Annotated in this window: 33 protein-coding genes; 20 read left to right on the forward strand and 13 right to left on the reverse strand. The window is 64.8% G+C overall.

Features of this window, described 5'->3' with window-relative positions; translation table 11 throughout:
• Window positions 1-930, reverse strand: a complete 930-nt coding sequence (locus IFT71_RS01975; RefSeq protein ID WP_192139247.1) for a histone deacetylase family protein — start codon at window positions 928-930, stop codon at window positions 1-3.
• Window positions 931-1,145: 215 nt separating this feature from the next.
• Between IFT71_RS01975 and IFT71_RS01980 the strand changes: the two genes are divergently transcribed.
• The 5 genes from IFT71_RS01980 (at window position 1,146) to IFT71_RS02000 (ending at window position 6,198) form a co-directional block, all read left to right on the forward strand.
• A complete protein-coding gene (locus tag IFT71_RS01980) occupies window positions 1,146-1,640 on the forward strand; it encodes an RNA pyrophosphohydrolase (protein ID WP_166747531.1) in 495 nt (164 codons plus the stop codon).
• 122 nt (window positions 1,641-1,762) lie between these two features.
• Window positions 1,763-2,638 carry a DUF481 domain-containing protein gene (locus IFT71_RS01985; protein WP_342212568.1) on the forward strand — a complete coding sequence of 292 codons (876 nt, stop codon included), beginning with the start codon at window positions 1,763-1,765 and terminating at the stop codon, window positions 2,636-2,638.
• Between the two features lie 38 nt (window positions 2,639-2,676).
• Window positions 2,677-3,882, forward strand: coding sequence for a hydrolase (locus tag IFT71_RS01990; protein ID WP_192138962.1), 1,206 nt, complete (start codon window positions 2,677-2,679; stop codon window positions 3,880-3,882).
• A 10-nt stretch (window positions 3,883-3,892) separates the two neighbouring features.
• Window positions 3,893-4,936, forward strand: a complete 1,044-nt coding sequence (locus IFT71_RS01995; RefSeq protein WP_192138963.1) for an arginine N-succinyltransferase — start codon at window positions 3,893-3,895, stop codon at window positions 4,934-4,936.
• A complete protein-coding gene (locus IFT71_RS02000; RefSeq protein ID WP_192138964.1) occupies window positions 4,936-6,198 on the forward strand; it encodes an N-succinylarginine dihydrolase in 1,263 nt (420 codons plus the stop codon). Before IFT71_RS01995 ends, IFT71_RS02000 begins: the two co-directional genes overlap by 1 nt.
• Window positions 6,199-6,253: 55 nt before the next feature.
• Here IFT71_RS02000 and IFT71_RS02005 read toward each other — a convergent pair whose 3' ends face one another.
• Both IFT71_RS02005 and IFT71_RS02010 read right to left on the reverse strand, forming a co-directional pair.
• Window positions 6,254-7,201 (reverse strand): site-specific integrase, encoded by a 948-nt coding sequence (locus IFT71_RS02005; RefSeq protein ID WP_192070208.1) that lies wholly within the window; start codon window positions 7,199-7,201, stop codon window positions 6,254-6,256.
• Between the two features lie 46 nt (window positions 7,202-7,247).
• A complete protein-coding gene (locus IFT71_RS02010; protein WP_037527986.1) occupies window positions 7,248-7,478 on the reverse strand; it encodes a hypothetical protein in 231 nt (76 codons plus the stop codon).
• Between the two features lie 274 nt (window positions 7,479-7,752).
• Between IFT71_RS02010 and IFT71_RS02015 the strand changes: the two genes are divergently transcribed.
• The 3 genes from IFT71_RS02015 (at window position 7,753) to IFT71_RS02025 (ending at window position 8,946) form a co-directional block, all read left to right on the forward strand.
• A complete protein-coding gene (locus IFT71_RS02015) occupies window positions 7,753-7,995 on the forward strand; it encodes a hypothetical protein (protein ID WP_192138965.1) in 243 nt (80 codons plus the stop codon).
• Between the two features lie 332 nt (window positions 7,996-8,327).
• Entirely contained in the window at window positions 8,328-8,549 is a 222-nt protein-coding gene (locus IFT71_RS02020; RefSeq protein WP_146163707.1) for a hypothetical protein, read from the forward strand.
• A gap of 178 nt (window positions 8,550-8,727) precedes the next feature.
• Window positions 8,728-8,946, forward strand: coding sequence for a hypothetical protein (locus IFT71_RS02025; RefSeq protein ID WP_192070209.1), 219 nt, complete (start codon window positions 8,728-8,730; stop codon window positions 8,944-8,946).
• 35 nt (window positions 8,947-8,981) lie between these two features.
• Here the strand turns inward: IFT71_RS02025 and IFT71_RS02030 are convergent, their stop codons facing one another.
• The 10 genes from IFT71_RS02030 to IFT71_RS02070 form a co-directional block, all read right to left on the reverse strand.
• Window positions 8,982-9,176, reverse strand: coding sequence for a hypothetical protein (locus tag IFT71_RS02030; protein WP_192070210.1), 195 nt, complete (start codon window positions 9,174-9,176; stop codon window positions 8,982-8,984).
• Window positions 9,176-9,844, reverse strand: a complete 669-nt coding sequence (locus IFT71_RS02035) for a hypothetical protein (RefSeq protein ID WP_192070211.1) — start codon at window positions 9,842-9,844, stop codon at window positions 9,176-9,178. Before IFT71_RS02035 ends, IFT71_RS02030 begins: the two co-directional genes overlap by 1 nt.
• A gap of 1 nt (window position 9,845) precedes the next feature.
• On the reverse strand, window positions 9,846-10,094 hold the full coding sequence (locus tag IFT71_RS02040; RefSeq protein WP_031441195.1) for a hypothetical protein: 249 nt from the start codon (window positions 10,092-10,094) through the stop codon (window positions 9,846-9,848).
• A complete protein-coding gene (locus IFT71_RS21670) occupies window positions 10,091-10,225 on the reverse strand; it encodes a hypothetical protein (protein ID WP_274602293.1) in 135 nt (44 codons plus the stop codon). Before IFT71_RS21670 ends, IFT71_RS02040 begins: the two co-directional genes overlap by 4 nt.
• Complete coding sequence (locus IFT71_RS02045; protein ID WP_192070212.1) at window positions 10,222-10,647, reverse strand: hypothetical protein; 426 nt, start codon at window positions 10,645-10,647, stop codon at window positions 10,222-10,224. The genes IFT71_RS21670 and IFT71_RS02045 overlap by 4 nt, the downstream gene beginning before the upstream one ends.
• Window positions 10,644-11,105, reverse strand: a complete 462-nt coding sequence (locus IFT71_RS02050; RefSeq protein WP_159510825.1) for a hypothetical protein — start codon at window positions 11,103-11,105, stop codon at window positions 10,644-10,646. Before IFT71_RS02050 ends, IFT71_RS02045 begins: the two co-directional genes overlap by 4 nt.
• A complete protein-coding gene (locus IFT71_RS02055; RefSeq protein ID WP_244648728.1) occupies window positions 11,102-11,470 on the reverse strand; it encodes a DUF968 domain-containing protein in 369 nt (122 codons plus the stop codon). The genes IFT71_RS02050 and IFT71_RS02055 overlap by 4 nt, the downstream gene beginning before the upstream one ends.
• Window positions 11,471-11,778: 308 nt before the next feature.
• Entirely contained in the window at window positions 11,779-12,168 is a 390-nt protein-coding gene (locus IFT71_RS02060; RefSeq protein ID WP_192070214.1) for an HIRAN domain-containing protein, read from the reverse strand.
• A gap of 229 nt (window positions 12,169-12,397) precedes the next feature.
• Window positions 12,398-13,312: a hypothetical protein gene (locus IFT71_RS02065; RefSeq protein WP_192070215.1), complete on the reverse strand. Its 915-nt coding sequence runs from the start codon at window positions 13,310-13,312 to the stop codon at window positions 12,398-12,400.
• Between the two features lie 16 nt (window positions 13,313-13,328).
• Complete coding sequence (locus IFT71_RS02070; RefSeq protein ID WP_192070216.1) at window positions 13,329-14,063, reverse strand: S24 family peptidase; 735 nt, start codon at window positions 14,061-14,063, stop codon at window positions 13,329-13,331.
• Between the two features lie 99 nt (window positions 14,064-14,162).
• Between IFT71_RS02070 and IFT71_RS02075 the strand changes: the two genes are divergently transcribed.
• From IFT71_RS02075 to IFT71_RS02130, 12 genes are read left to right on the forward strand one after another with little or no spacing between them, the layout of a single operon-like run.
• Complete coding sequence (locus tag IFT71_RS02075) at window positions 14,163-14,378, forward strand: hypothetical protein (protein ID WP_192070569.1); 216 nt, start codon at window positions 14,163-14,165, stop codon at window positions 14,376-14,378.
• A complete protein-coding gene (locus tag IFT71_RS02080; protein WP_192070217.1) occupies window positions 14,379-14,549 on the forward strand; it encodes a hypothetical protein in 171 nt (56 codons plus the stop codon).
• Window positions 14,549-14,827, forward strand: coding sequence for a hypothetical protein (locus IFT71_RS02085; RefSeq protein ID WP_192070218.1), 279 nt, complete (start codon window positions 14,549-14,551; stop codon window positions 14,825-14,827). The genes IFT71_RS02080 and IFT71_RS02085 overlap by 1 nt, the downstream gene beginning before the upstream one ends.
• On the forward strand, window positions 14,817-15,239 hold the full coding sequence (locus IFT71_RS02090; RefSeq protein WP_192070219.1) for a hypothetical protein: 423 nt from the start codon (window positions 14,817-14,819) through the stop codon (window positions 15,237-15,239). Before IFT71_RS02085 ends, IFT71_RS02090 begins: the two co-directional genes overlap by 11 nt.
• A gap of 41 nt (window positions 15,240-15,280) precedes the next feature.
• Complete coding sequence (locus tag IFT71_RS02095; protein WP_192138966.1) at window positions 15,281-15,943, forward strand: hypothetical protein; 663 nt, start codon at window positions 15,281-15,283, stop codon at window positions 15,941-15,943.
• Complete coding sequence (locus IFT71_RS02100) at window positions 15,943-16,380, forward strand: hypothetical protein (RefSeq protein WP_192070221.1); 438 nt, start codon at window positions 15,943-15,945, stop codon at window positions 16,378-16,380. Before IFT71_RS02095 ends, IFT71_RS02100 begins: the two co-directional genes overlap by 1 nt.
• Window positions 16,377-17,063 carry a hypothetical protein gene (locus tag IFT71_RS02105; RefSeq protein WP_192070222.1) on the forward strand — a complete coding sequence of 229 codons (687 nt, stop codon included), beginning with the start codon at window positions 16,377-16,379 and terminating at the stop codon, window positions 17,061-17,063. The genes IFT71_RS02100 and IFT71_RS02105 overlap by 4 nt, the downstream gene beginning before the upstream one ends.
• 1 nt (window position 17,064) lies before the next feature.
• Window positions 17,065-17,466, forward strand: coding sequence for a hypothetical protein (locus IFT71_RS02110; RefSeq protein WP_192138967.1), 402 nt, complete (start codon window positions 17,065-17,067; stop codon window positions 17,464-17,466).
• Entirely contained in the window at window positions 17,466-17,606 is a 141-nt protein-coding gene (locus tag IFT71_RS02115; RefSeq protein ID WP_192070224.1) for a hypothetical protein, read from the forward strand. The genes IFT71_RS02110 and IFT71_RS02115 overlap by 1 nt, the downstream gene beginning before the upstream one ends.
• On the forward strand, window positions 17,603-18,364 hold the full coding sequence (locus tag IFT71_RS02120) for a helix-turn-helix domain-containing protein (protein ID WP_192070225.1): 762 nt from the start codon (window positions 17,603-17,605) through the stop codon (window positions 18,362-18,364). The genes IFT71_RS02115 and IFT71_RS02120 overlap by 4 nt, the downstream gene beginning before the upstream one ends.
• A gap of 55 nt (window positions 18,365-18,419) precedes the next feature.
• Complete coding sequence (locus IFT71_RS02125; RefSeq protein WP_192070226.1) at window positions 18,420-18,848, forward strand: hypothetical protein; 429 nt, start codon at window positions 18,420-18,422, stop codon at window positions 18,846-18,848.
• 30 nt (window positions 18,849-18,878) lie between these two features.
• The gene (locus IFT71_RS02130) at window positions 18,879-19,451 is read left to right on the forward strand and encodes a hypothetical protein (RefSeq protein WP_192070227.1); all 573 of its coding nucleotides are present in this window, start codon (window positions 18,879-18,881) and stop codon (window positions 19,449-19,451) included.
• The last annotated feature ends 9 nt before the right edge of the window (window positions 19,452-19,460 follow it).

Genomic DNA, 19,460 nt, shown 5'->3' on the forward strand with positions numbered 1-19,460 from the left:
CTACACTTTGGAGGCCATTGCGGTTCCCTTGGCATCCTCGAATGCCGCACCAAGTGTCATGAGCGCAGTGACATGGCGCTCGGCAATGGCGAGCGCATCGTCGCCATAGCCGCCGCCGACGGTGCTCGCGAGCGGGATGCCGCGCTCGATCGCCAGCCGCGCGATCAGGCGTTCGCGTCGTACCAGTCCGTCGAGCGTCAGCGACAGCCGGCCGAGCCGGTCTCCTGCAAAGGGATCCACCCCAGCCTGATACAGGATCAAGTCCGCGCCAAAGGAATCGAGCAACGGGACCAGCGTCTCTTCCAGCGTCGCCAGATACTGGTCATCGTCGACGCCGTCAGGCAGCGGTACGTCGAGCGTCGACTGCGCTTTTCGAACCGGAAAGTTCTTGTCCGCATGGATCGAATAGGTGGCGATCCCCGGCCGGCCCGCGAGCAGAGCGGCGGTGCCATCGCCCTGATGGACGTCGCAATCAACCACCAAGACCCGCTCGACGCTGCCCTCCTCGACCAGGCGGACCGCAGCGACGGCGAGATCGTTGAACACGCAATAGCCCGCGCCCGTATCGGCAAGCGCATGATGACTGCCGCCCGCGGTGTTGGCGGCAAAGCCGTGGCGCAAGGCGAGGACTGCTGCGACCCAGGTGCCGTCAGGAACGATCGCGGCGCGGCGGGCAACGGCGGCGCTGACCGGAAAACCGATCCTGCGTTCTTTCAAGGGCGGCACGCGGGCTTCAAGAACCTCGGCGACATAGCCCGGCTCATGGACCGCCTCGAGCCATTCGCGCGGCGTCGCGCGCGGCTCGTGCCAGGCCACCGCGCTGCCATGCGCGCGCAGCAGATCGCGGATGAGCCCATTCTTGTTCCAGCGATAGGTCGACCGGGCGGGCGCCGGGGTCACATAATCGGGATGGTGGACGACATGGATCATCGCGACCGACCGCACGATTGATCCGCGCCGATCGTCGACGGCGCGGACAAACCCCGCCACTTCACCAAGGTCCGCCTCATCCCCCTGCTCCTATCATACGCGACCACCATGTCCTGCGCTCAACGCGGAGTCCTTTCGGAGGATGCATGATCGCGTGGCGCGGCTCGACCGTCTTCGGGCTTGCGGACGGTCAGGAAACACTCGAATGGGCAGGGATGACCGATCCGACCACCCTGCCCTATCGTCCCTGCGCGGGCATCATGCTGATCAACGGAGCGGGCCGGGTGTTCGTCGGCCGCCGCAGCGACTCGACGCTCGACGCGTGGCAGATGCCGCAGGGCGGGATCGACCCCGGCGAGGACCCTGAGACCGCGGCCCTTCGCGAACTGGGCGAGGAAACCGGCGTCTCGCCCGACAAGGTCACGCTGATCGCGCAGGCCCCGGGCGAGTTCGTCTACGATCTTCCCCCCGAACTTCTCGGCAAGGTCTGGAAGGGCCGTTGGCGCGGCCAGCGGCAGCGCTGGTTCCTCTACCGCTTCCACGGCGGTGACGGGGATATCGCGATCGACACCGAGCATGCCGAATTCGACGCCTGGCGCTGGATCGACCCCGCCGAACTCCCCGCAGTGATCGTTCCGTTCAAGAAACGCCTCTACGAGGAGGTGCTGGCCGCCTTCGCGCCACATCTCGGCGCAAGCGGACCGCGCTGAACCGTTCCCAACGCGGCGTGGTGACGCTACGGAACGCTGTGTGCCGATCCAGCCCCTCCTCCTGTCGCGATTTTGACCCGATTATGCGCTGTTTCCGTCTCCCGCTTCTCGCCGGCCTCCTGGTGACGGCATTGTCCCCCGCGGCCGCCATCGCCCAGACCGTGATGATTCCGGAAAATATCCGGGCGATGCTCGATGCCGCACTCGATGCGGGTAACGAGAGCGATGTCTCGACGATCGTCAAATATGCCCGCGCGGCCGACCCGCTCAGCGGCGACGCGGTTCTGGCAATCGCAGAAAAATGGAAGGCCGATCGCGCCGCCCAACGCACACAGGTCATCCGTCAGGCCAGCTTCCTCGACCTCTGGAGTGGCCGGGCGGAAGTCGGCGGCTATCTCACCACCGGTAATTCGGACACGGCCGGCGGTACTGCGGTCGTCGACCTGACCCGCGAAGGCCTGCGCTGGCGCCAGAAGTTCCACGCCCAGGCGGATTACCAGGAAAATCAGAATGTCGCCGTGCGAGAGCATTATCTCGCGTCCTACGAACCCAACTACAAGATTGACGACCGCGCCTATATCTATGGCGCAGCGCAGTATGAAGGGGATCGGTTCCTCGGCTATAACAACCGCTATTCAGTCTCGGTCGGCGGCGGGTACAGCGTGCTGAAATCGGCAAGGACCAAGCTCGATCTCGAACTGGGGCCGGCATATCGGAACACCGACTTCACCGACAACACCAACCAGAGCGCGATCGCCGGGCGCGGGACGCTGAACTTCAGCTGGCGGATCACTAACGGCCTGTCGGTCACTCAGGTCGCATCCGCCTATGTCCAGCGGTTCAACAGCACGCTCGGTGGAACCACGTCGCTGACCGCGAAACTGATCGGTCCGCTATCGGCGTCGCTGTCCTATGCCGTTCAATATGAAAGCGAACCGCCGGCGGGATCGATGACGACCGACACGACCAGCCGTGCCGCGCTGGTTTACAGCTTCTGACGGTTCCCCCCCGCGCCGCGCGAGGCTAGGGTCGGGGGATGAGAGGACTTTCGCACGACGAAACAGGCGCGGTCGCCAGGCTTGATGCGGCCGCGATGCTGCAGCAGGTGGAGCGCTGGGCCGCGGTCAACAGCGGCACGCGCAACCTTGAGGGGCTGGCGACGATGGCGGGGCTGCTCGCCGACGCGTTTTCGTGTCTTCCCGGCGATATCACACTCGTCGAGCCCAAACCGGCCGATAGCGTCGCGATCGATGGCACCGTAAACCCGCTGGACCACGGCCGGCATCTCCATCTTCGCGTTCGCCCGGATGCCGCGATGCGGATGCTGTTCACCGGTCACATGGACACGGTCTATCCGCGCGACCACATGTTCCAGACATTGCGGAATCTGCCGGATGGCACGATCAACGGACCCGGCGTCGCCGACATGAAGGGCGGGCTTGCGGTGATGCTGGCCGCGCTCAAGACGATCGAGGCCAGCCCGCTGGGTCGACGGATCGGCTATGACGTGGTGATCAACTCGGACGAGGAGACCGGCTCCTTCTCGTCTGCCGCCCTGCTCGCTCGCGCGGCGCAAGGGAAGATTGCAGCGCTGACCTACGAGCCGGCGCTTGCCGACGGCACGCTGGCTGGCGCACGCGGTGGCACGGGCAATTTCTCGATCACCGTCCGCGGCCGGAGCGCACACGCCGGCCGCAATCCCGAGGAGGGCCGCAACGCGCTGGTTGCGGCCGCCGATATCGCGGTCCGGCTGTCAAAGGTCCGCAGGCCCGGGCTGTCCGTCAATCCCGCAAGGATCGATGGCGGCGGACCCAACAACGTCGTTCCCGACGTCGCCGTTCTTCGCATCAACTTCCGCCCGGCGACGCGCGAGGACATCACCCAGGCCCGCGCGCATATCGACGCCGTCGTCGCGACGGTGGCGGCCGAGCATGACGTCCAGATTGCGGTCCATGGCGGCTTCAATCGTCCGCCCAAGCCGATCGATACGGGGGCCGCGCAATTGTTCGCGCTGGTCAAGGCGAGCGGCGCGGACCTGGGCCTGGACATCGCCTGGAAAGCGACCGGGGGCGTGTGCGACGGCAACAACATCGCGGCCGCGGGCGTGCCGGTCGTCGACACCATGGGGGTCCGCGGCGGCGCGATCCATTCGCCGGACGAATTCATGATCCCCGAGAGTCTGACCGAGCGGGCGGCGCTGTCCGCGGTCACCATCCTGCGAATCTGCGAGAACGGCTTATGAGGACGCATCTGTGAGTTTCCGGATCCGCGCGGCGGTCGATAGCGACCTCCAGCCCTTGTACGAGATGGCCAAGCTGACCGGTGGGGGCTTTACCAACCTGCCCCCCGATCGCCGCGCGCTGCGCGCCAAGCTCGAACGCAGCCACGCCGCTTTCGCCCGGACCGCGCCCGCCGAAGACGGCGTGGTCAGCGACGAACTGTTCGTCCTTGTCCTCGAGAATTGCGAGACGGGGGAGGTCCGCGGCACGTGTCAGCTGTTCACGCATGTCGGTCAGAGCTGGCCCTTCTACAGCTACCGGATCGGCACGCTGACGCAGCACAGCCGCGAGCTCTCGCGAACCTTCCGCGCCGACATGCTGAGCCTCGCCACCGATCTTGAAGGCTCGAGCGAGGTCGGCGGGCTGTTCCTGCATCCGGGCGAGCGGGCCGGCGGGCTGGGCCTGCTGCTCGCGCGCAGCCGCTATCTCTTTATCAAGGCGCATCGCGCCCGGTTCGCCGACCGGATCCTCGCCGAGCTTCGCGGGATCATCGACGAGGCGGGTGGTTCGCCGTTCTGGGATGGTCTGGCGGGGCGGTTCTTCGGGATGAATTTCCAGGACGCCGACCAGTTCAATGCGATCAACGGGCATCAGTTCATCGCCGATCTGATGCCGAAGCATCCGATCTACACCGCGATGCTGTCCGAGAGCGCACGCGCGGCGATCGGCTTGCCGCACCCCTCCGGCCGGGCGGCGATGCGGATGCTCGAGAATGAGGGGTTCGCATTCGAGAATTATGTCGACATCTTCGACGGCGGGCCGACGATGACCGCGCGCACCGACAAGGTCCGGTCGATCGCGGATGCGCGCACGGCCCAGGTCGTGACGATCGCCGACACCCTGCCCGCCAGCGACGTCACGACCGAAGCGCTGGTCGCGACGGGCACGCTGGCCGACTTCCGGTGTGCGTTCGGCGATATCCGCCCGGTGGCCGATGGCATCGCCCTCTCGCAAGGCTGCGCGGCGGCGCTGGACGTCAGCGAAGGCGCATCCGTCCTCCACGTGGCGCGCCTCTGATGCGCGGCGCCAACCTCGTCGAGATCAATTTCGACGGCCTGATCGGTCCGAGCCACAATTACGCAGGGCTGAGCCCCGGCAATCTGGCCGCGACCCGCAATGCAGGCGCTGTCGCACGGCCTCGCGCCGCTGCGCTGCAGGGGATCGCGAAGATGCGCGCGAACCTCGACCTCGGGCTGGTGCAGGGGATCCTCCTCCCCCACCGCCGCCCCGATTATCGCTGGCTCGATTCGCTCGCGACCCGGTATGCGGACGCACCAAGGCATCTGCAGGCCCAGGCGATGTCGGCCTCGGCGATGTGGGCAGCCAATGCCGCCACCGTATCGCCCGCCCCTGATACCGCGGACGGGCGCTGCCACCTGAGCGTTGCGAACCTCGGCACGATGCCGCACCGCAGCCACGAATGGCCAGCAACGCTCGCGCAGCTGCGTATCGCCTTCGCCGACCCGGCCTTCGCGGTGCACCCGCCCGTCCCGCTACCGTTCGGCGACGAGGGCGCGGCCAACCATATGCGGCTGTGCGAAACCCACGGCGCACCGGGCATCGAAATCTTCGTCTATGGCGAAGCCGGCGGCCCGTTCCCCGCGCGCCAGCACCGCGAAGCCAGCGAGGCGATCGCGCGCCGGCACGGGCTCGACCCCGCACGAACCCTGTTCGTCCGCCAGTCGGATGCGGCGATCGCGGCAGGCGCGTTCCACAACGACGTGGTCGCCGTCGCAAACGAAACCGTTTTGTTCACGCACGAGCAGGCCTTTGCCGACGCCGACCGCTTCTATGAGGATCTGCGACGGCAGATGCCCTCGGTCGAGATTGTCGAGGTGCCCCGCGCCCGCGTCAGCTTGGAGGATGCGGTCAGCTCCTATCTCTTCAACGCGCAGCTCGTCTCGCGCGCTGCGGGCATGACGCTGATCCTGCCCGAGGAAGCGCGCGGCAATGCACCGGTCTGGCGCTGGCTGGGCGAGCATGTCGCGGGCAACGGACCGATCCGCGCGCTCGAAATTGTCGACGTCCGCGAATCGATGGCCAATGGCGGCGGCCCCGCCTGTCTGCGCCTGCGGGTCGTCGCCGATCCCGGGACGGTCGATCCCCGCTTCCTCGTCGATCACGCCAGCCTCGACCGTATCGCCGGCCTCGTCACCGCGCACTGGCCCAAGACGATCGACGCGAATGCGATTGGCGACGCGGCGCTTGTCGCCCGGATCGAGGCCGCGCATCGTGCCTTGCTCGAGGCCCTCGATCTTGTCGGGTTAATTGACAAATAACCCGAGTTGGCGGAATTGCGCGAGTCGCGAGCAGAGTTTTCCACTGTTTGTAAGTTCACGGTTTGCTCTCCCACCGCGCAAGGGCGGCATCGGCGAGCGTCGACTGGTTGCGCTGTCGGGCGTAATGCTCGACCATCTGCAGCGATTGGCCGCTGACCGATGCAGTCTCGGCTGTTGAGCATCCGGCCTCGAGCAACGCGATCACGGCGTTCTTCCGCAGGCCGTGCGGCACGCTGGGCGCGCCGGCGGCGGCCGAGAAAGCCTTCAGCATCTTCCGGGCATTGTCGTCCCGAAGCGGCGCGCCGCGCGGCGTCCGGCATATCGCGCCCTCGACGCGCTCGTGCTTCGCAAGCTCCGCGCTTAGCGCGCTATGGAGTGGGATGCTCAAGCGCTTTTTCGTCTTGTCCTGGCGGACCTCAACGCGATCGGTGGCAACATCCGACCATGTCATCTTGAGCACGTCGCCGAGACGCTGCGCGGTGTAGTAGAGCAGATGCGCCAGCAGCCGTACGATGGGGTCCTGGGCCGCGAGTACCGCGCGCAGGACATGCGGCGGCCAAGGCTCGTGCTCCCCGCCATCCATCATCGTGATTCCGTCGCACGGGTTCTTCGCGATATGCTCGCGATCGACGGCCCAGGCGAATAGCGCGCCGCTCGTCCGCAGGAATGCGTTTGCCGCGCCCGGCGTCGCGGCCATCTTGTCCAGCACCGTCCGCATGTCGCCGCGGGTGACCCCGTTGACCGGGGCGGTCGGCAGCGCGCGCTCGAGGCGGCGAAGGTAGATGTCGTACAGCTTGCGCGACGACGGGGCCAAGGCGCCGTAAGCGGCCCCGCGCTGGTACATGTCGACGAGAACCGGGACCGTGACAAGCGTCGCCTTCGTCTTCCGGTTGCGGTGGCCCATCAGCGCCGCGTAACTGCCCCCGAACTCCATTGACCGCAGCGGCGGCAGGCGCGTCATCAGGCGCTTGCCGTCGACCACCTTGCCAGTGTCGAAATACAAGTACTCGCGGCCCTTCGACCGCACTCGCTTCACATATTTAGGCAGGTCATGCGGCAAGGCCCGGCTGATCCTTCCGCCAGTCGTTGGCCCCACTCGACATCTCGTCGAGGCTCGCGTCGAGTGCGGCGCGATCCCAACGCGGCCCGCCCGACATCGCGACCGACCCCGGCAGCCGGCCGGCGAACACCTCCGCGTCGAACTGCTGCGGCGTGAGCTCGCAGTATTTCGCGGCGTTCGCCCGCTTGAGCATGCGCGGCCAATACGGAGCTGCGCTCATCGGTTCTGTCCTTCTTGATCTGTAAAGTGAGCTTTCACGGCGAGACCAGCGGCTGCGGGACCCAGCGGTGAGGGTTTTTGGGTGGCATGAACAAGGCCCGCCCTCCGGGGCGATAAGCGCACCATGTCAACTGCACGCCACGAGGTGCAGCGTGTTACGGTGCTGAGTGTTCACCGGCGAAATATGCCGTCTCCGATCCTTTGTATGATCAATGGCATAGCGGCGCCGATGTGGTATGATGACCAAACGCGGGACGTTTTTAGGAATACAATAAATGGATTTCCCGTGGACCGAGGCCGCAACATTGGTGCGGATGCCAGCAGCGCAAAAAGACGACGAAGGAAACGAGCTTCTGTTCGAGGGGTCGTTGCTATTAATGGCCCAAAAGGTTCGGGCTATGAAGCCGCTTGAACAGCGCCATCTAAAAATCTCCCTTCCTGATAGAATTGTGCGACCGCACACCTTCAAAGACGGTTCGCTCGCCGCCCTGATTGACGACATTCCCGTGGTGGGGTGACAATGTGCGTTTTCGATTGGCGCAACGGCGATTTGATTAATCGCATTTGAAGTGCCTAGCGAGCCGTCACATGTGCCGAGCCTGTCCTGCCATCCAGCAGGAATCGTCTCGAGGTCGTCATGTTTTCTTTGATTGCACTTTATCTGGAATATCGCAGGACGAAGGCGCGAGGCGGTACAACTCGTGTCGTATCCGCGACTAAAACAGCTGTTGCTGCCAATGACCGCGGCGCGTCGCAAACGGCCGCCGACGCAGCGTAAATCTCGACGGACGCTGACGCGGCGGTTCCGCGGCGCTAAAGCCGCTCTTTGGACGACCACAGAGGCACTACCATGGCAGCGACGATCATCACTCCCAGCGGCACTGGTGCGATGGAGGCCGGACTCGTACTTGACGAGGAAGGCAGCCGGTTCGTCGTCCTGACGTTCAAGGAGCCACAGGGCGAACCGACGCTCGTCACGTTTACAGTTCCGGTTTTTCAGAACTACGTCGAGCATCTTGTTCGAACGGCCAAGGCCGCTAACGAGGATGCCAACTGGGGCATTCCGGGCTGAGTATCTCCACCACAGTATCGTGCCGCGATCTTTTCGAAACAGCGTGACGGTACGGCGGCCTGCAACGGCCTTCGCAGTACGTTTTTTGTCCTCCGGGCTCACGCTGCCAGTATTCGCTGCTCGATCGCCGCATTCTCGGCTCTCACCGGCGACGCTACTCGGGATCAGCGCGCGCGCGGTGCGGATGCTGCCCTCAAGCATGGCCTGGGCCACGTCGTTTATTCTTTCGGCATCATCAGCCACGGGAAACTCTCCGATCAATGCTGCGCAGCTGGGCGCGGATGGTGCTCAGGGCGGCGCTGCGCTCGGCGGATGGCGGCTGGTGCATGAGGCGGTCGCGGCGGCCGAGGACCTCGGCTTGGTCGAGCACACGCTGGCTCTCGCGGGGGCCGGCTGAGTTGCGGCCGATCTGGCTGTGCATCCTCATGCCGATCACATCGTCTTGATGAGTTCGAGGGCCTGCGCTTCGGCGAAGCCCTCAGCGACATAGGCTAGGAACATCGTGCGGCGGGCGTGCGCGATATGAGAGGCCGCAGCCGCGACGCCCTGCCAGATCTCAACCTGCGCACGGACGGCCTCGGGCCAGTCGGTGCGGGGTGAATCGGATCGAAGTGGTTCGGAGGCCATCAGTAGTCGCCGACCGACGTGCAGACGGCGTCCTCGTCGATGATGATCTGCGTACCGCAGGCGACATAGGCACGCAGCCGCTGTGAAAGGCCGTAGCTGCGGCCGATGTGGCCGGTGTCCTTCAGCGGGCGCTTGTCGAGCCAGCCACCCGAAATGATGCCGTCCTTGCCGATCAGCAGGCGGTGCGACGCTTCCGTATCAGCGCGGCGTTCGTGATGGGTTTCCTCATCCAGATAGATCCAAGTGCTGCCATACTCGTTGTGCTTCACCTCGACGGTGATGACGTTGCCGTACGAGTCCCCGCCCTCGTGCTCCTTGCGCATCTCGTCGGCGATCTCGCTTAGTTTGATCGACTTGGGCGCCAGGCTGAGCAGCTCCTGCATGTCTGCGGACAGGCGGCCGGCGACGAGCGGGGCGACCGTCGCCTCGATCTGGGTCTTCAGGATCTGCAGCACGGTCGAGCCGTAGGAGGGCAGATCCAGCTGGTCGACGCGCAACGCGTCTTCGACAGCCTTCTCGATCAGCTTGCCGGTATCACTGTACGACCGCAGCGCGCGGTCGACGCTCTCGACGATCAGCTTGTCGACGCGGGTCGCGACTTCCTTCTCGATGAATTCGGGGGTCATCTTCGCCGCAACGGCGTCGCTGATCAGGGTGCTGAGATCCATTTTAGGACGCCTTGCGGGTTAGCTGGGGATCGGCCTCGACGATCAGCAGCGAGGTGTGACGAGTCCGGAGGGGGCGGACCGAGGCAGTCGGGGACAGGGGCACGAAGCCGGGCCGATCGTTGCCGCGCAGCGCGGCCATGATCTGGGGCCAGCGGCGATAGACGTCCTCGAAGAAGATGACGCCTGCGATGATGGCGATGGCCAAGAGGCTCATCCAGCCGGCACCGTGCATGATGTTGGTCCAGTTCACGGGCGATCTCCGAGGGTGAGAATGGCGATCATCAGGTCGATCGGGGTCTCCGCGGAGACGACGCCCATCAGATCGGGGATTGGGGGAAGAGGTGCGCGCGTGGCCGCGCCAGCCGGGTCGAGGTAGCTCACGACGTGATCCTGCGGCGCGAGCGGCGCGGGCTGGTCCAGCCGTCGCCTTCGACGAGCTTCTCCGCACCGCTGGGGGCGATGACGCGGACCCGGCCATCGGCGCGGCGCGAAAGGACCGGGCACTCGAACTGGTAGACCCCGGGGAGGCCGGTGCCGTTGCAGATCTCGTGGTCGCCCGCGTTGCGCTGCACCGTCATGGCTTCCGCGGTCAGGATATCCATGCCGCGGCTGATCAGCGCCTCGTTCTGCTGCTCGGTGAACCGCGCGCCTCCGGTGATGCTGTGATCGCCGAACCCGTTCTTCACCGCGCCGCGGATCGCGCCGTACCAGGCGCTCGGCGTCTTCGACGGGGTGACGAGGATCCGCGCTGGCTGGCGGCCAAGGATCTCGCCCATGGGGCGCGGGCGTGCGGCATAGGTCATGCGGCGCTCAATTCGATGTAGCGGGTGACGGCCTCAGCGGCCGAGACGCGGACAGCGAGGGTCCGCATGCGGAATTCCGTCTCGACCTTGTCGGCCTCGGCTTCGACGCGTTCGCGCTCGGCGAGCTCGCCCATGTCGCGCACCATCGCCTTGATCATCGCCGGGGTCGGCTTGCGGCGGGTGCGGGCATGGAGGATCCACGCGACCTCGGTGACCAGCAGCAGCGCGCGGGCGCCGAGGTGGTGATCCTCGGGCACAAGCTGCAGCTTCTCAGCCTTGCCCCGCAGGTTCGCCCACAGCTCGGCCCGCTCGTGCTTGATCGCGGCAAAGTGCTTGTAGCGGTCGACTGCGGCGGTCAGCATCTGCTGGTCGAGCGTCCGCAGGCGCTGCGCGACATAGCGAAACTCGGCGATCGCGGAGTCGAGATCGGGATCGCAGGTCATGGTCGGGCCGGTCATGCTGCGACGCCCAGCGCACGCTCGGCCTGCGCGGTCAGAATCTCGCGGCGCAGCGGGCTCGCCTGAATAAACTCGGCGATAAGGCGCTCGTAATCGACGCCAGCCCAGAACGACCGCTCGCCCATGGTGTGCTGCGCGTCAGCGTGCGGCCCCCTGTGACAGGCAAAGCAGAGGCTTACGGTGCGCCAGTCATCCGGCTTCTGACCACCGCCAGCGCCCGACCCGATGCGGACGTGCGCTGCCTCGACGGACTTCATCGAGCCGCACTTGCAGCACGCATACGAGGCCACGAATGTCCGATGGCGCAGCGAGACCCAGCGACTGGCGCGCTTGGGCTTCTTCGGGATCTTGCGCGGCAGCGCCATTACGCGACCACCCGGCAAGCTACGATGTCAGACTTGGCCCCCTGATGGACCCAGCAGTCACTATAGACATGCGCCGGAACGCCGATGGCGGGGTTCGCAAGTTCCGCTGTGCGGCGGTCAAGATCAAACCGAAACTGCACATGGACGCGTGCAAGATCCGAGACAGGGCACCCCGTCCCATCGCACTCGATCCAGTCTGTGGAAGCCTGCTCGGCCACGATCGTCTCCCGACAAGCCGGGATGGCCTGCTGGAATCAATCTGTAGGATTTACCCTACTGCGTCAATCCAAAAGTAGGGAGCGCCCTATTTAATCATCCGGATATATCTCATCAGGCCAGAAACCATCGGCGCCTGCCGCAGGTTTCGAGGTAGTAAGCGGCGGCAGAACCGGCTCCTCGCCGTCAAATGCAACCCGGAGCCATCCGACTTTCGCCTCTAGCGCTTGAAAGATAGCGCGAGTCTGTTGCCCCTGCCGCCACAACGTTCCGATGAAGACAGCTCGCTCGGACGCCAGATAGCCCAGCTGGACACCGCGGCAGGAGAATACCGCAATCGCGTGTTCGTCGAATTGATTGTTCGGTTCGGGTCGTAGCTCGATTGGCTCGCCGGGGCGGCATATCTCAAGCTCGAAGCGGCGCCCCGGACCGCGCTTGTTCGGGTAATCGATCCCAACGATGGCAAGGCTCAGCGCTCTCAACTTGCAAGCCCCCCGGCTTCCTGCATAGGGTCGCTTGTGAGACAGCGCCGACCAACAGGAGCACGACGCTCGCGACGCGCTTGGTTGAGTGGCTTGGCGGTAACGCTCACGACGATCATCAGCTACATGGCCTTCTGGCGGTTGTCGCCTGGCGTGACTTTCATAGTAGGCTGCCTTGCGCTGGTAGGGCTGACAGTAGCGGGTTGGGTCCTCGGGGGGAGCAGTCCTCCTAGCCGACGCGTGGCGAAAGAACCTTGACGACGGATCGTCCACGGCGAGCTACTTTCCATTCGCCGTCTATAAGGCGCTGCTTGATCTCCAGTTGAATCGCCATAGGGATGTTGGATCGTAAGGTTTCCCTCACGCCCTCCCGGTCGAGAGCGGCCAGGAAGTCCTTGTCTTTCATCTGGGCGCGAAAGTTGCCTGGAATGCCCTCTTGGCGAAATTCCCATGATAGTTGGGCATTCTGAAGTCTCGGCGTCACGAGTACGACGTCAAGGTTTTGGTAGATAGTCCGCTCATGTGCATCCGGCACCTGAAGTTCAAACAGGCCATCCTCGATAACAAATTGGTCTGATCTAACGACGTGCTTGGGCTTCCAGTCTGGGCTGGAGGCGATCCCCGCCCCGAGGCCCGTGATATGCCGATCGCGCTGTGCTGTTTGATACACTCGCTGCCGTTGAACGCGTACGGTGGGCTCCGCCTGAACCTTTCGCATCACTTCGCCAATCTGCTTAATCTGCTCCTCACTGAACGACTCGCCGGCAAACCAATACTCGTACGTCGGTTTTGCCGTCGTCGGAACGACGATCGCGAGCGCTGCCACAGTCCGCAGTAGCAACGGCACGCTTTTCCACCCCCTTAAAACTCGTTCGGCGGCTTGGTTGAGAGCCGACGCTTCAATTGCCTGCCGTGTTCGTTCTAGGCGGGCGAACCACTTCGACGACCCTGGCTCTGCAACAACGAAGCTGACACGATACTCGTACCTAGGGTCCATCGCGGCCGCCGCAGCCTTCATGCCCCTCGCCCATTCGATAGCCGTAGCAGCGGCGACTTCGAGGTCTACCAGCTGGTCGGGTTCAAGGGCGAAGTAGAGCGCTACTAGGTCGCGCTTGTCATCTACTGCCAGCAATAAGTCGTCCAAGCCGCCCCCTATTTGCTTAAAGGTCTCTCGCGAACCGAATGACCCGACCCCAGATTTTCACCTCGTTCGCGTCCACCTCGTAGGAATCGATCGTCTTGTTATCGGAGATCACGAGCACCCGAGCCCCACCAGCGATCGGCCTGAGTCGCTTGATCGCGGCACCACCGTTTATCGAAGCAGCATAAATCCTGTCCGCATGAACCAGCTGGTTCTGCGTGGTGTCGATCCACACCAAATCGTTTGAGACCAGCGTCGGAAACATACTGTCTCCTACTCCCATCGCGATACGTAGGCGGTGCATCGGTGTCCGAGTGAACGACTGAATATATGCTAGGTCGAACCGAAGGGGCTCATGTTCGACGTAGTCTTCAACGGTAGCGCCAGGCCCCATCGGCAGCGAAAGGTCTAACCGAATGATATCCGCCGTCTCCCCGGCGTCGGCCGATCGCACGACAGGCTGATCTGCTATCTGTACGGGAGTTTGCCCCGGGCCTTTCGAAGGTTTAGCCTCGTCGCGCGGGTGCACCAAATCGACCAAATAATCAGTTTCGTATCGCAGCACCTTTTCAATAGCGCGTAGCGTCTTGGGGCCGGGCTTCTTCGTCTTGCCGCGTTCGATGTCCCACAGGGGCTTGCCCGAGGTTTGCAACGCTTTTTGCAGAAGGCCATCATAGTGATCGCGCGTGCTTCCGGAGCGCGCAATCGCGTCAGCAAGCTCGATCTGCAAAGGCGTACGGTCGGGCGTAGACATGTAGGGTTCCTCCCACATGGTCGCAATCTCGAAAAGGCTAGGTTTCTCCCTACCGCAATGGCTTGACTGTAGGGCGCGCCCTACTGTACGTTGCTGAATATGCAAAATGACGCCCCCTCGCTGCTCGACGCCATCGACGAGTTCGTCGTGTTGCATGGCATGTCGCCGATCACATTCGGCAGGCTTGCAATGAAGGACCCGCATTTCGTCCGTGACATACGCGGCGGACGCCGGGTTTGGCCGGAGACCGATGCGAAGATCCGCGCCTTCATGGCAAACCACGTCGCGACGGCCGAACAGAAGGAAGCAGCATAGGTGCTGCTCACCCTCCCCTTCGAGCTGGCCGCGCGCGTCGCTGCGACGCCGTCATTCATCATGCTCGACAATGGCAAGGCCGTCGCCGGCTTCCGGGTGGTCGAGCCCGAGTTTTCTGAAATTTCCGCGATCGTCGTCGCGACCGCCTCCCCTGATCGAAAGGCTGCCTGATGCGTAAGCTTGGACTGATCGTTGTTGTTGGGCTGCTGATCGCGCTGATCGCCGCGGCTGTGATGGGCCAATCCGTCCGCCAGATCGGCACCGGCTACATGCTGGGCGCCGCGTGGATGGTCCTCGTTTCCATCATCATGAACACGGCGAGCGGCCGCGTCGGTGACCCGGCTGAGTACGGCGACGAGCTGTCCTGGATGGGCGCTGGCAACATGGAGGGCTTCGAGCTTCATGCTCAGTCTTCTACGCGTGACGCGGGACAGCATCATGTCCGCTGAGTCGCGAATTGCTCAGGAAGTCGCGGAACGTCAGGTGATGATGTTCTCGATGTTCGTCGGGCCGGGCACGCCGATGACGCGCGCCGCGCTGTCGGTGCGTACCGGGATCCCCGAGAGCACTCTCAAGAGCTACGCCAACGGTGCGGCCATGCCCCTCCACGTCGCCCTCGTGCTCCGCAAGTTCCTGCCTCGTGAAGCGATGAACATGCTGACCGAGCCGGGCGACGCGCGCTTCACGCCGATCGAGCACTCGGAAGCCTGCTGGGACGGAATCGCTGCCGCTGCATCGGGCCTCGTCGCCGAGGTCTGCGTCGCACGGTCGGATGGCAAGATTGATCACGTCGAGGCAGCCAAGCTGAAGACGCGCGCCCGCGCTGTCATCGCCCAGCTGTCGGACGCGGTCGACGAATAACTGACGAATATTACACGGAAAACCCCGCAACGGAGATGACTATGGACGCGCTCAATAGCGCAGTGCCGGTTGAGCCCGGTTCTGCGAGCGAGTTTGCACGTGTGCCTGACACGTCGCCTTCGGTGGCGGGTGGCAAGGCATTCTCGCGTGCGCAGACCGATGACCCGGTGAACCGCGAGACGCATGACTTCTATCCGACGTGGCCCGCGGCGACGCGCGCGCTGCTTGAGGTCGAAAAATTCGACGGGGCGATCTGGGAGCCTGCATGCGGCGATGGCGCAATCTCCGATGCGCTGACTGCCGCCGGCTATACCGTCGTCAGCACCGACCTGATCGATCGCGGCTATGGCGAGGGCGAGCTCGACTTCCTGATGCAGTGGCAGGCGCGCGCGCTGAACATCTTCACGAACCCGCCGTTCCGCGATGCCCTCCAGTTCATCGACCGCGCGCTGATGCTCACCACGGGCAAGGTCGTGATGTTCCTTCGCCTCGCGTTCCTGGAAGGCGTCGAGCGGGGCAAGTGGTTCCCGAGCACACCGCTTGCCCGCGTCTACATCATGTCGCGGCGTGTGCCGATGGGCCGCGGCAAGCTTGCCGGCGAAGGCGAAGGCCATGGGGTCATCGCCTTCGCATGGTTCGTCTGGGAGCACGGTCATCAAGGTCCGCCCGCGCTGTTCTTCCTCGATTGGAAGACCTCGGCATAATGACGAAGCCCCGCCGCACCGCTGCGCAGTCCCGCGACGTCGTCTACGATGCGCTGCTGCGCGCCGCGCGCGCAGGTGCCCGCTGTCCGACGAACCTCGCCTTGGCGGCGCTGCTCGGGGTGCGATCCTCCTCGATCCCGCAGAAGGCTCTGGCTGACCTCATCGCGGCGGATAAGATCGTGGTGACCACCACGCCGTTCTCGCGTGCGATTCTCATTCCCGAGCTGGGCGCAACGATCCGCGCCAGCAAGGCTCCGGATGGCTCCAAGAGGGAGACGGACCGCGCTGAGGCAATCGCCCGGGCCGAGCGGCGCGAACCCCTGCCGCCGGTGCTCGATCGCACCCCCTGTTTCCGCTGCGGGATTCGCGCCGACCTCGGCTGCGATCATCAGCCCGCATCGGCCCCCTACATCATTGACCTGGAGTTCGCGGCATGACGCGCACCTGCATGGACTGCCCGACCGAGCTCGGGGCGAGGAATTTGACCGGGCGCTGCAAGTCCTGCGCGACCCGCCACAACAATGCCGACCCGGTCGCCGCCGAGAAGCGGCGCCAGGGCATCGCCCGGCGGTTCGCGGATCCAGAATATCGTGCCGCGCATGCCGCGCGCTGCGCCAACATGAATCGACACATCAGCCCTGAAGTGCGGGAACAGCGCCGCCAGCACGGGCACCGGATGACCGCGACGCTGCGCGCGGCGAACGACAAGATCACGAAAGATCAGCGGATCGCGGCGGGCGCGGCGCGATCGGCAACTGTGCTCGCCTGGTGCCCGCCTGAGTGGCGCGAGAAGTACCGTGACCTGAAGCGCCGCGGCCGCCGCGCCGCTGACGCCAAGCGGGTCGTGCTCGATCTGATCGCCGGGAAGCCGATGCCGACGCCGTATGCCAGGCAGCGCGCGGCGCTAAACTGGTGCCCGCCCGCCCGCCGAGCTGAGTACGCCAGCGCGCGGGCCGCCCTGGGTGCCGCCGAGGCCCGCCGCATCATCGAGGCAGACATGACGCCGTTCGAGCGCCAGATGGCCCGCATCGCTGCCGGCGCCCAGCTCGTAGCCGCTCCTGACACCCGCACCGGCGGCCCGGCTTATACGCTCGGCGGCATTTCGTCGGGGGTGCTCTGACATGCAGGCCGACACCCTAACGTGCACCGCTAAACCGGCTCACCTCTCCACCGTCGAAGATCTTGACGCGGTCATGCGCGTGCGCGGCGATCTCCGGCGTCAGCAGGAGGCGGCCGACGCGGCCAAGCGATTGGCATCTAAGCGAGCCGCCAAAGCGGCTCACACGTCGCACATGCTGTCGGTGCCGCGGATGGCCGGGCTGATGAAGGCTGGCGTGCTGCTGGGCAGCGCCGCGGCGCTCGCGGAGGCGATGAACATCGAACCCCGCAGCCTGCGCGCGAAGACCGGCGCCGAGCGCGGGATCTCGTGTGACGATCTCCGTGCGGCGGCTGACGCACTCGACGCGCGCGCCGCCCTGATTATCGAGCATGCCGCCAAGCTGCGCGCCGAGGCCGACGCATAATGGACGGCACCGACCCCCTCTTCGCCGTCTTCGCGGTGCTGTATGCGATCTGGCAGCTGATCCGGGTCGCCAACGGCGTGCATTCGATCGCCACTGAGCTTCGCGCCCTGCGCGCCATGGCCGAGCAGAACCGCCGATGAGCGTCCGGATCATGACCGCGGTGTGGAGCGTGACACTGCCAGACAGCGAGAAGATCGTCCTTCTCGCGTTGGCCGATTGCGCCAACGACGAAGGCCTCTGCTGGCCCTCGATGGCAACCTTGGCTGCGAAGTGCAGCAAGAGCGACCGCACCGTCCAGGCTGCCATCAAATCCCTCGTAGCTAGCGGCCACATGAGCCGGCAGGAAATCGCAGGGCGCGGATGTCGGTACATCGTGCACCCAACCCCCGAAGCAGTTTCGCCCCCGAAGCCGCTTCACCCCGAAGCCGCTTCACCCCCGAAGCGAACAGCGCTGACCCCCGAAGCCGCTTCGGACAAACCATCAAGAACCATAACCTCTCTGGAGGCTTCGCCTCCTTCGAGGCGCGGGCGGGTGCAGGCCGTGAAGATCAAACCGTTCCGCCTTCCAGAAGATTGGGCGCCGGTTCGGTTCGCAGACGACACCGTTGCTCGAGCAATCGTCGATCGACGGGGCAAGGATTGGAGTCTGCGCGCACTCGAAAGCTTCCGGAATTGGGCCGCGAACGCCGCCGACAAGGACGGGCTGGGCCGGAAAGCCGACTGGCAGAAGGCGTGGAGCAACTGGATAATCGAACAGGATAACCGAGATGGACAACGATCAGGCAACGGACGTGTGGGCGGAAACGGGCAGTCGCGGAGCGGTCACGGTCGCACGGTCGATGCGGCCGAGCGATTCAAGGCGCGCCGCGGACTATCGGGACCTGGAGCCGGCGTCTGATGACGCGTTCATCACGACTCTGCTCCCATGCCTCCAGCTCGTCGCGCCAGTGGGCATGGACGAGGACAGCCAAGACACCTGGTTCGAAGCTGCCCGGATCGCGCTCGACGGCATCCCGATTGGCCTGCTTCAGCGCGGTGCAGAAGCAGCGATGCAGAAGGCTGACCACCCGTCGAAGGTTGTTCCTGCCATCATGGCTGAGATCAGCGAGGCTTGGGCTCGTCGCCGGCGGCTGGCCACGCCGGCTGTCGGCGTTCAAACGCCCGCGCTGCCCGAGCCTGCCCGCTGCACGCCGGCAGAGGCGGCCGAGATAATCGAGCGCTTCAAGATAGGTCGCGGTGCGGGCCCGGTTCGCGACGCATCGCGGCCGGTATCAGTGCCAGGCGCCTCCGGCGCGCCCAGCCGCAAGCCGACCCGGGCTGATTACATCCGCCTCTTCGGCATCGATCCCGGCGAGTCCTGTGACGAGCAGATGGCAGCATGACACATACCTATAAGAGCGAGGGTTGAGACGATGGGGCGTGCAGCAAAGGCAAGCACGAAGATCAAGCGGCAGCCGAAGACGCTGGCGCAGCGTATGGCTGAGGCAGTGACGGCTAAGGGAGAGGCGATTGGCGCCCCGGCGATTCAGATCGCGCGCGGCATGCACGCTATCGTGGACGTGCCGCTGCGGGATGCGGGCCGCGTTGTGACCGAGCACACGCTGATTAACCGAGGCGGCACGCCGGTAGCGCGATGGAAGGCTGCCAAGCTGCTGTCCGATAGTCAGGTTGCCGCGATCGACCACTGCGAGACACTATGGTCCCGCCTGGGTGGGAAGGCGCTCGTCATGAATCTCGCGCGCATCCCCGGCGCTGGGCAGGGCAACGGATGGTCAGAACAGGAAGCCCTCGACGATCTGAAGCGGATCAAGGGCTATGTACCCGCCAAGTGGTGGGACGTGTTCGAGAACGTATGTCGATTCGATGAGACCGCTGGTTTTGCTGGTTCCGCCCTGACGGACTGCAGAAACGATCAAGTGGCTGCCGCACGCACCACGGTTCAGTTTGTCGCTGACATTATCGCGATGAAAGAGCGTCTGCTTTAGAGAGCGGAT

Source organism: Sphingomonas sp. CFBP 13733, from assembly GCF_014841795.1.
Lineage (GTDB): Bacteria > Pseudomonadota > Alphaproteobacteria > Sphingomonadales > Sphingomonadaceae > Sphingomonas > Sphingomonas aerolata.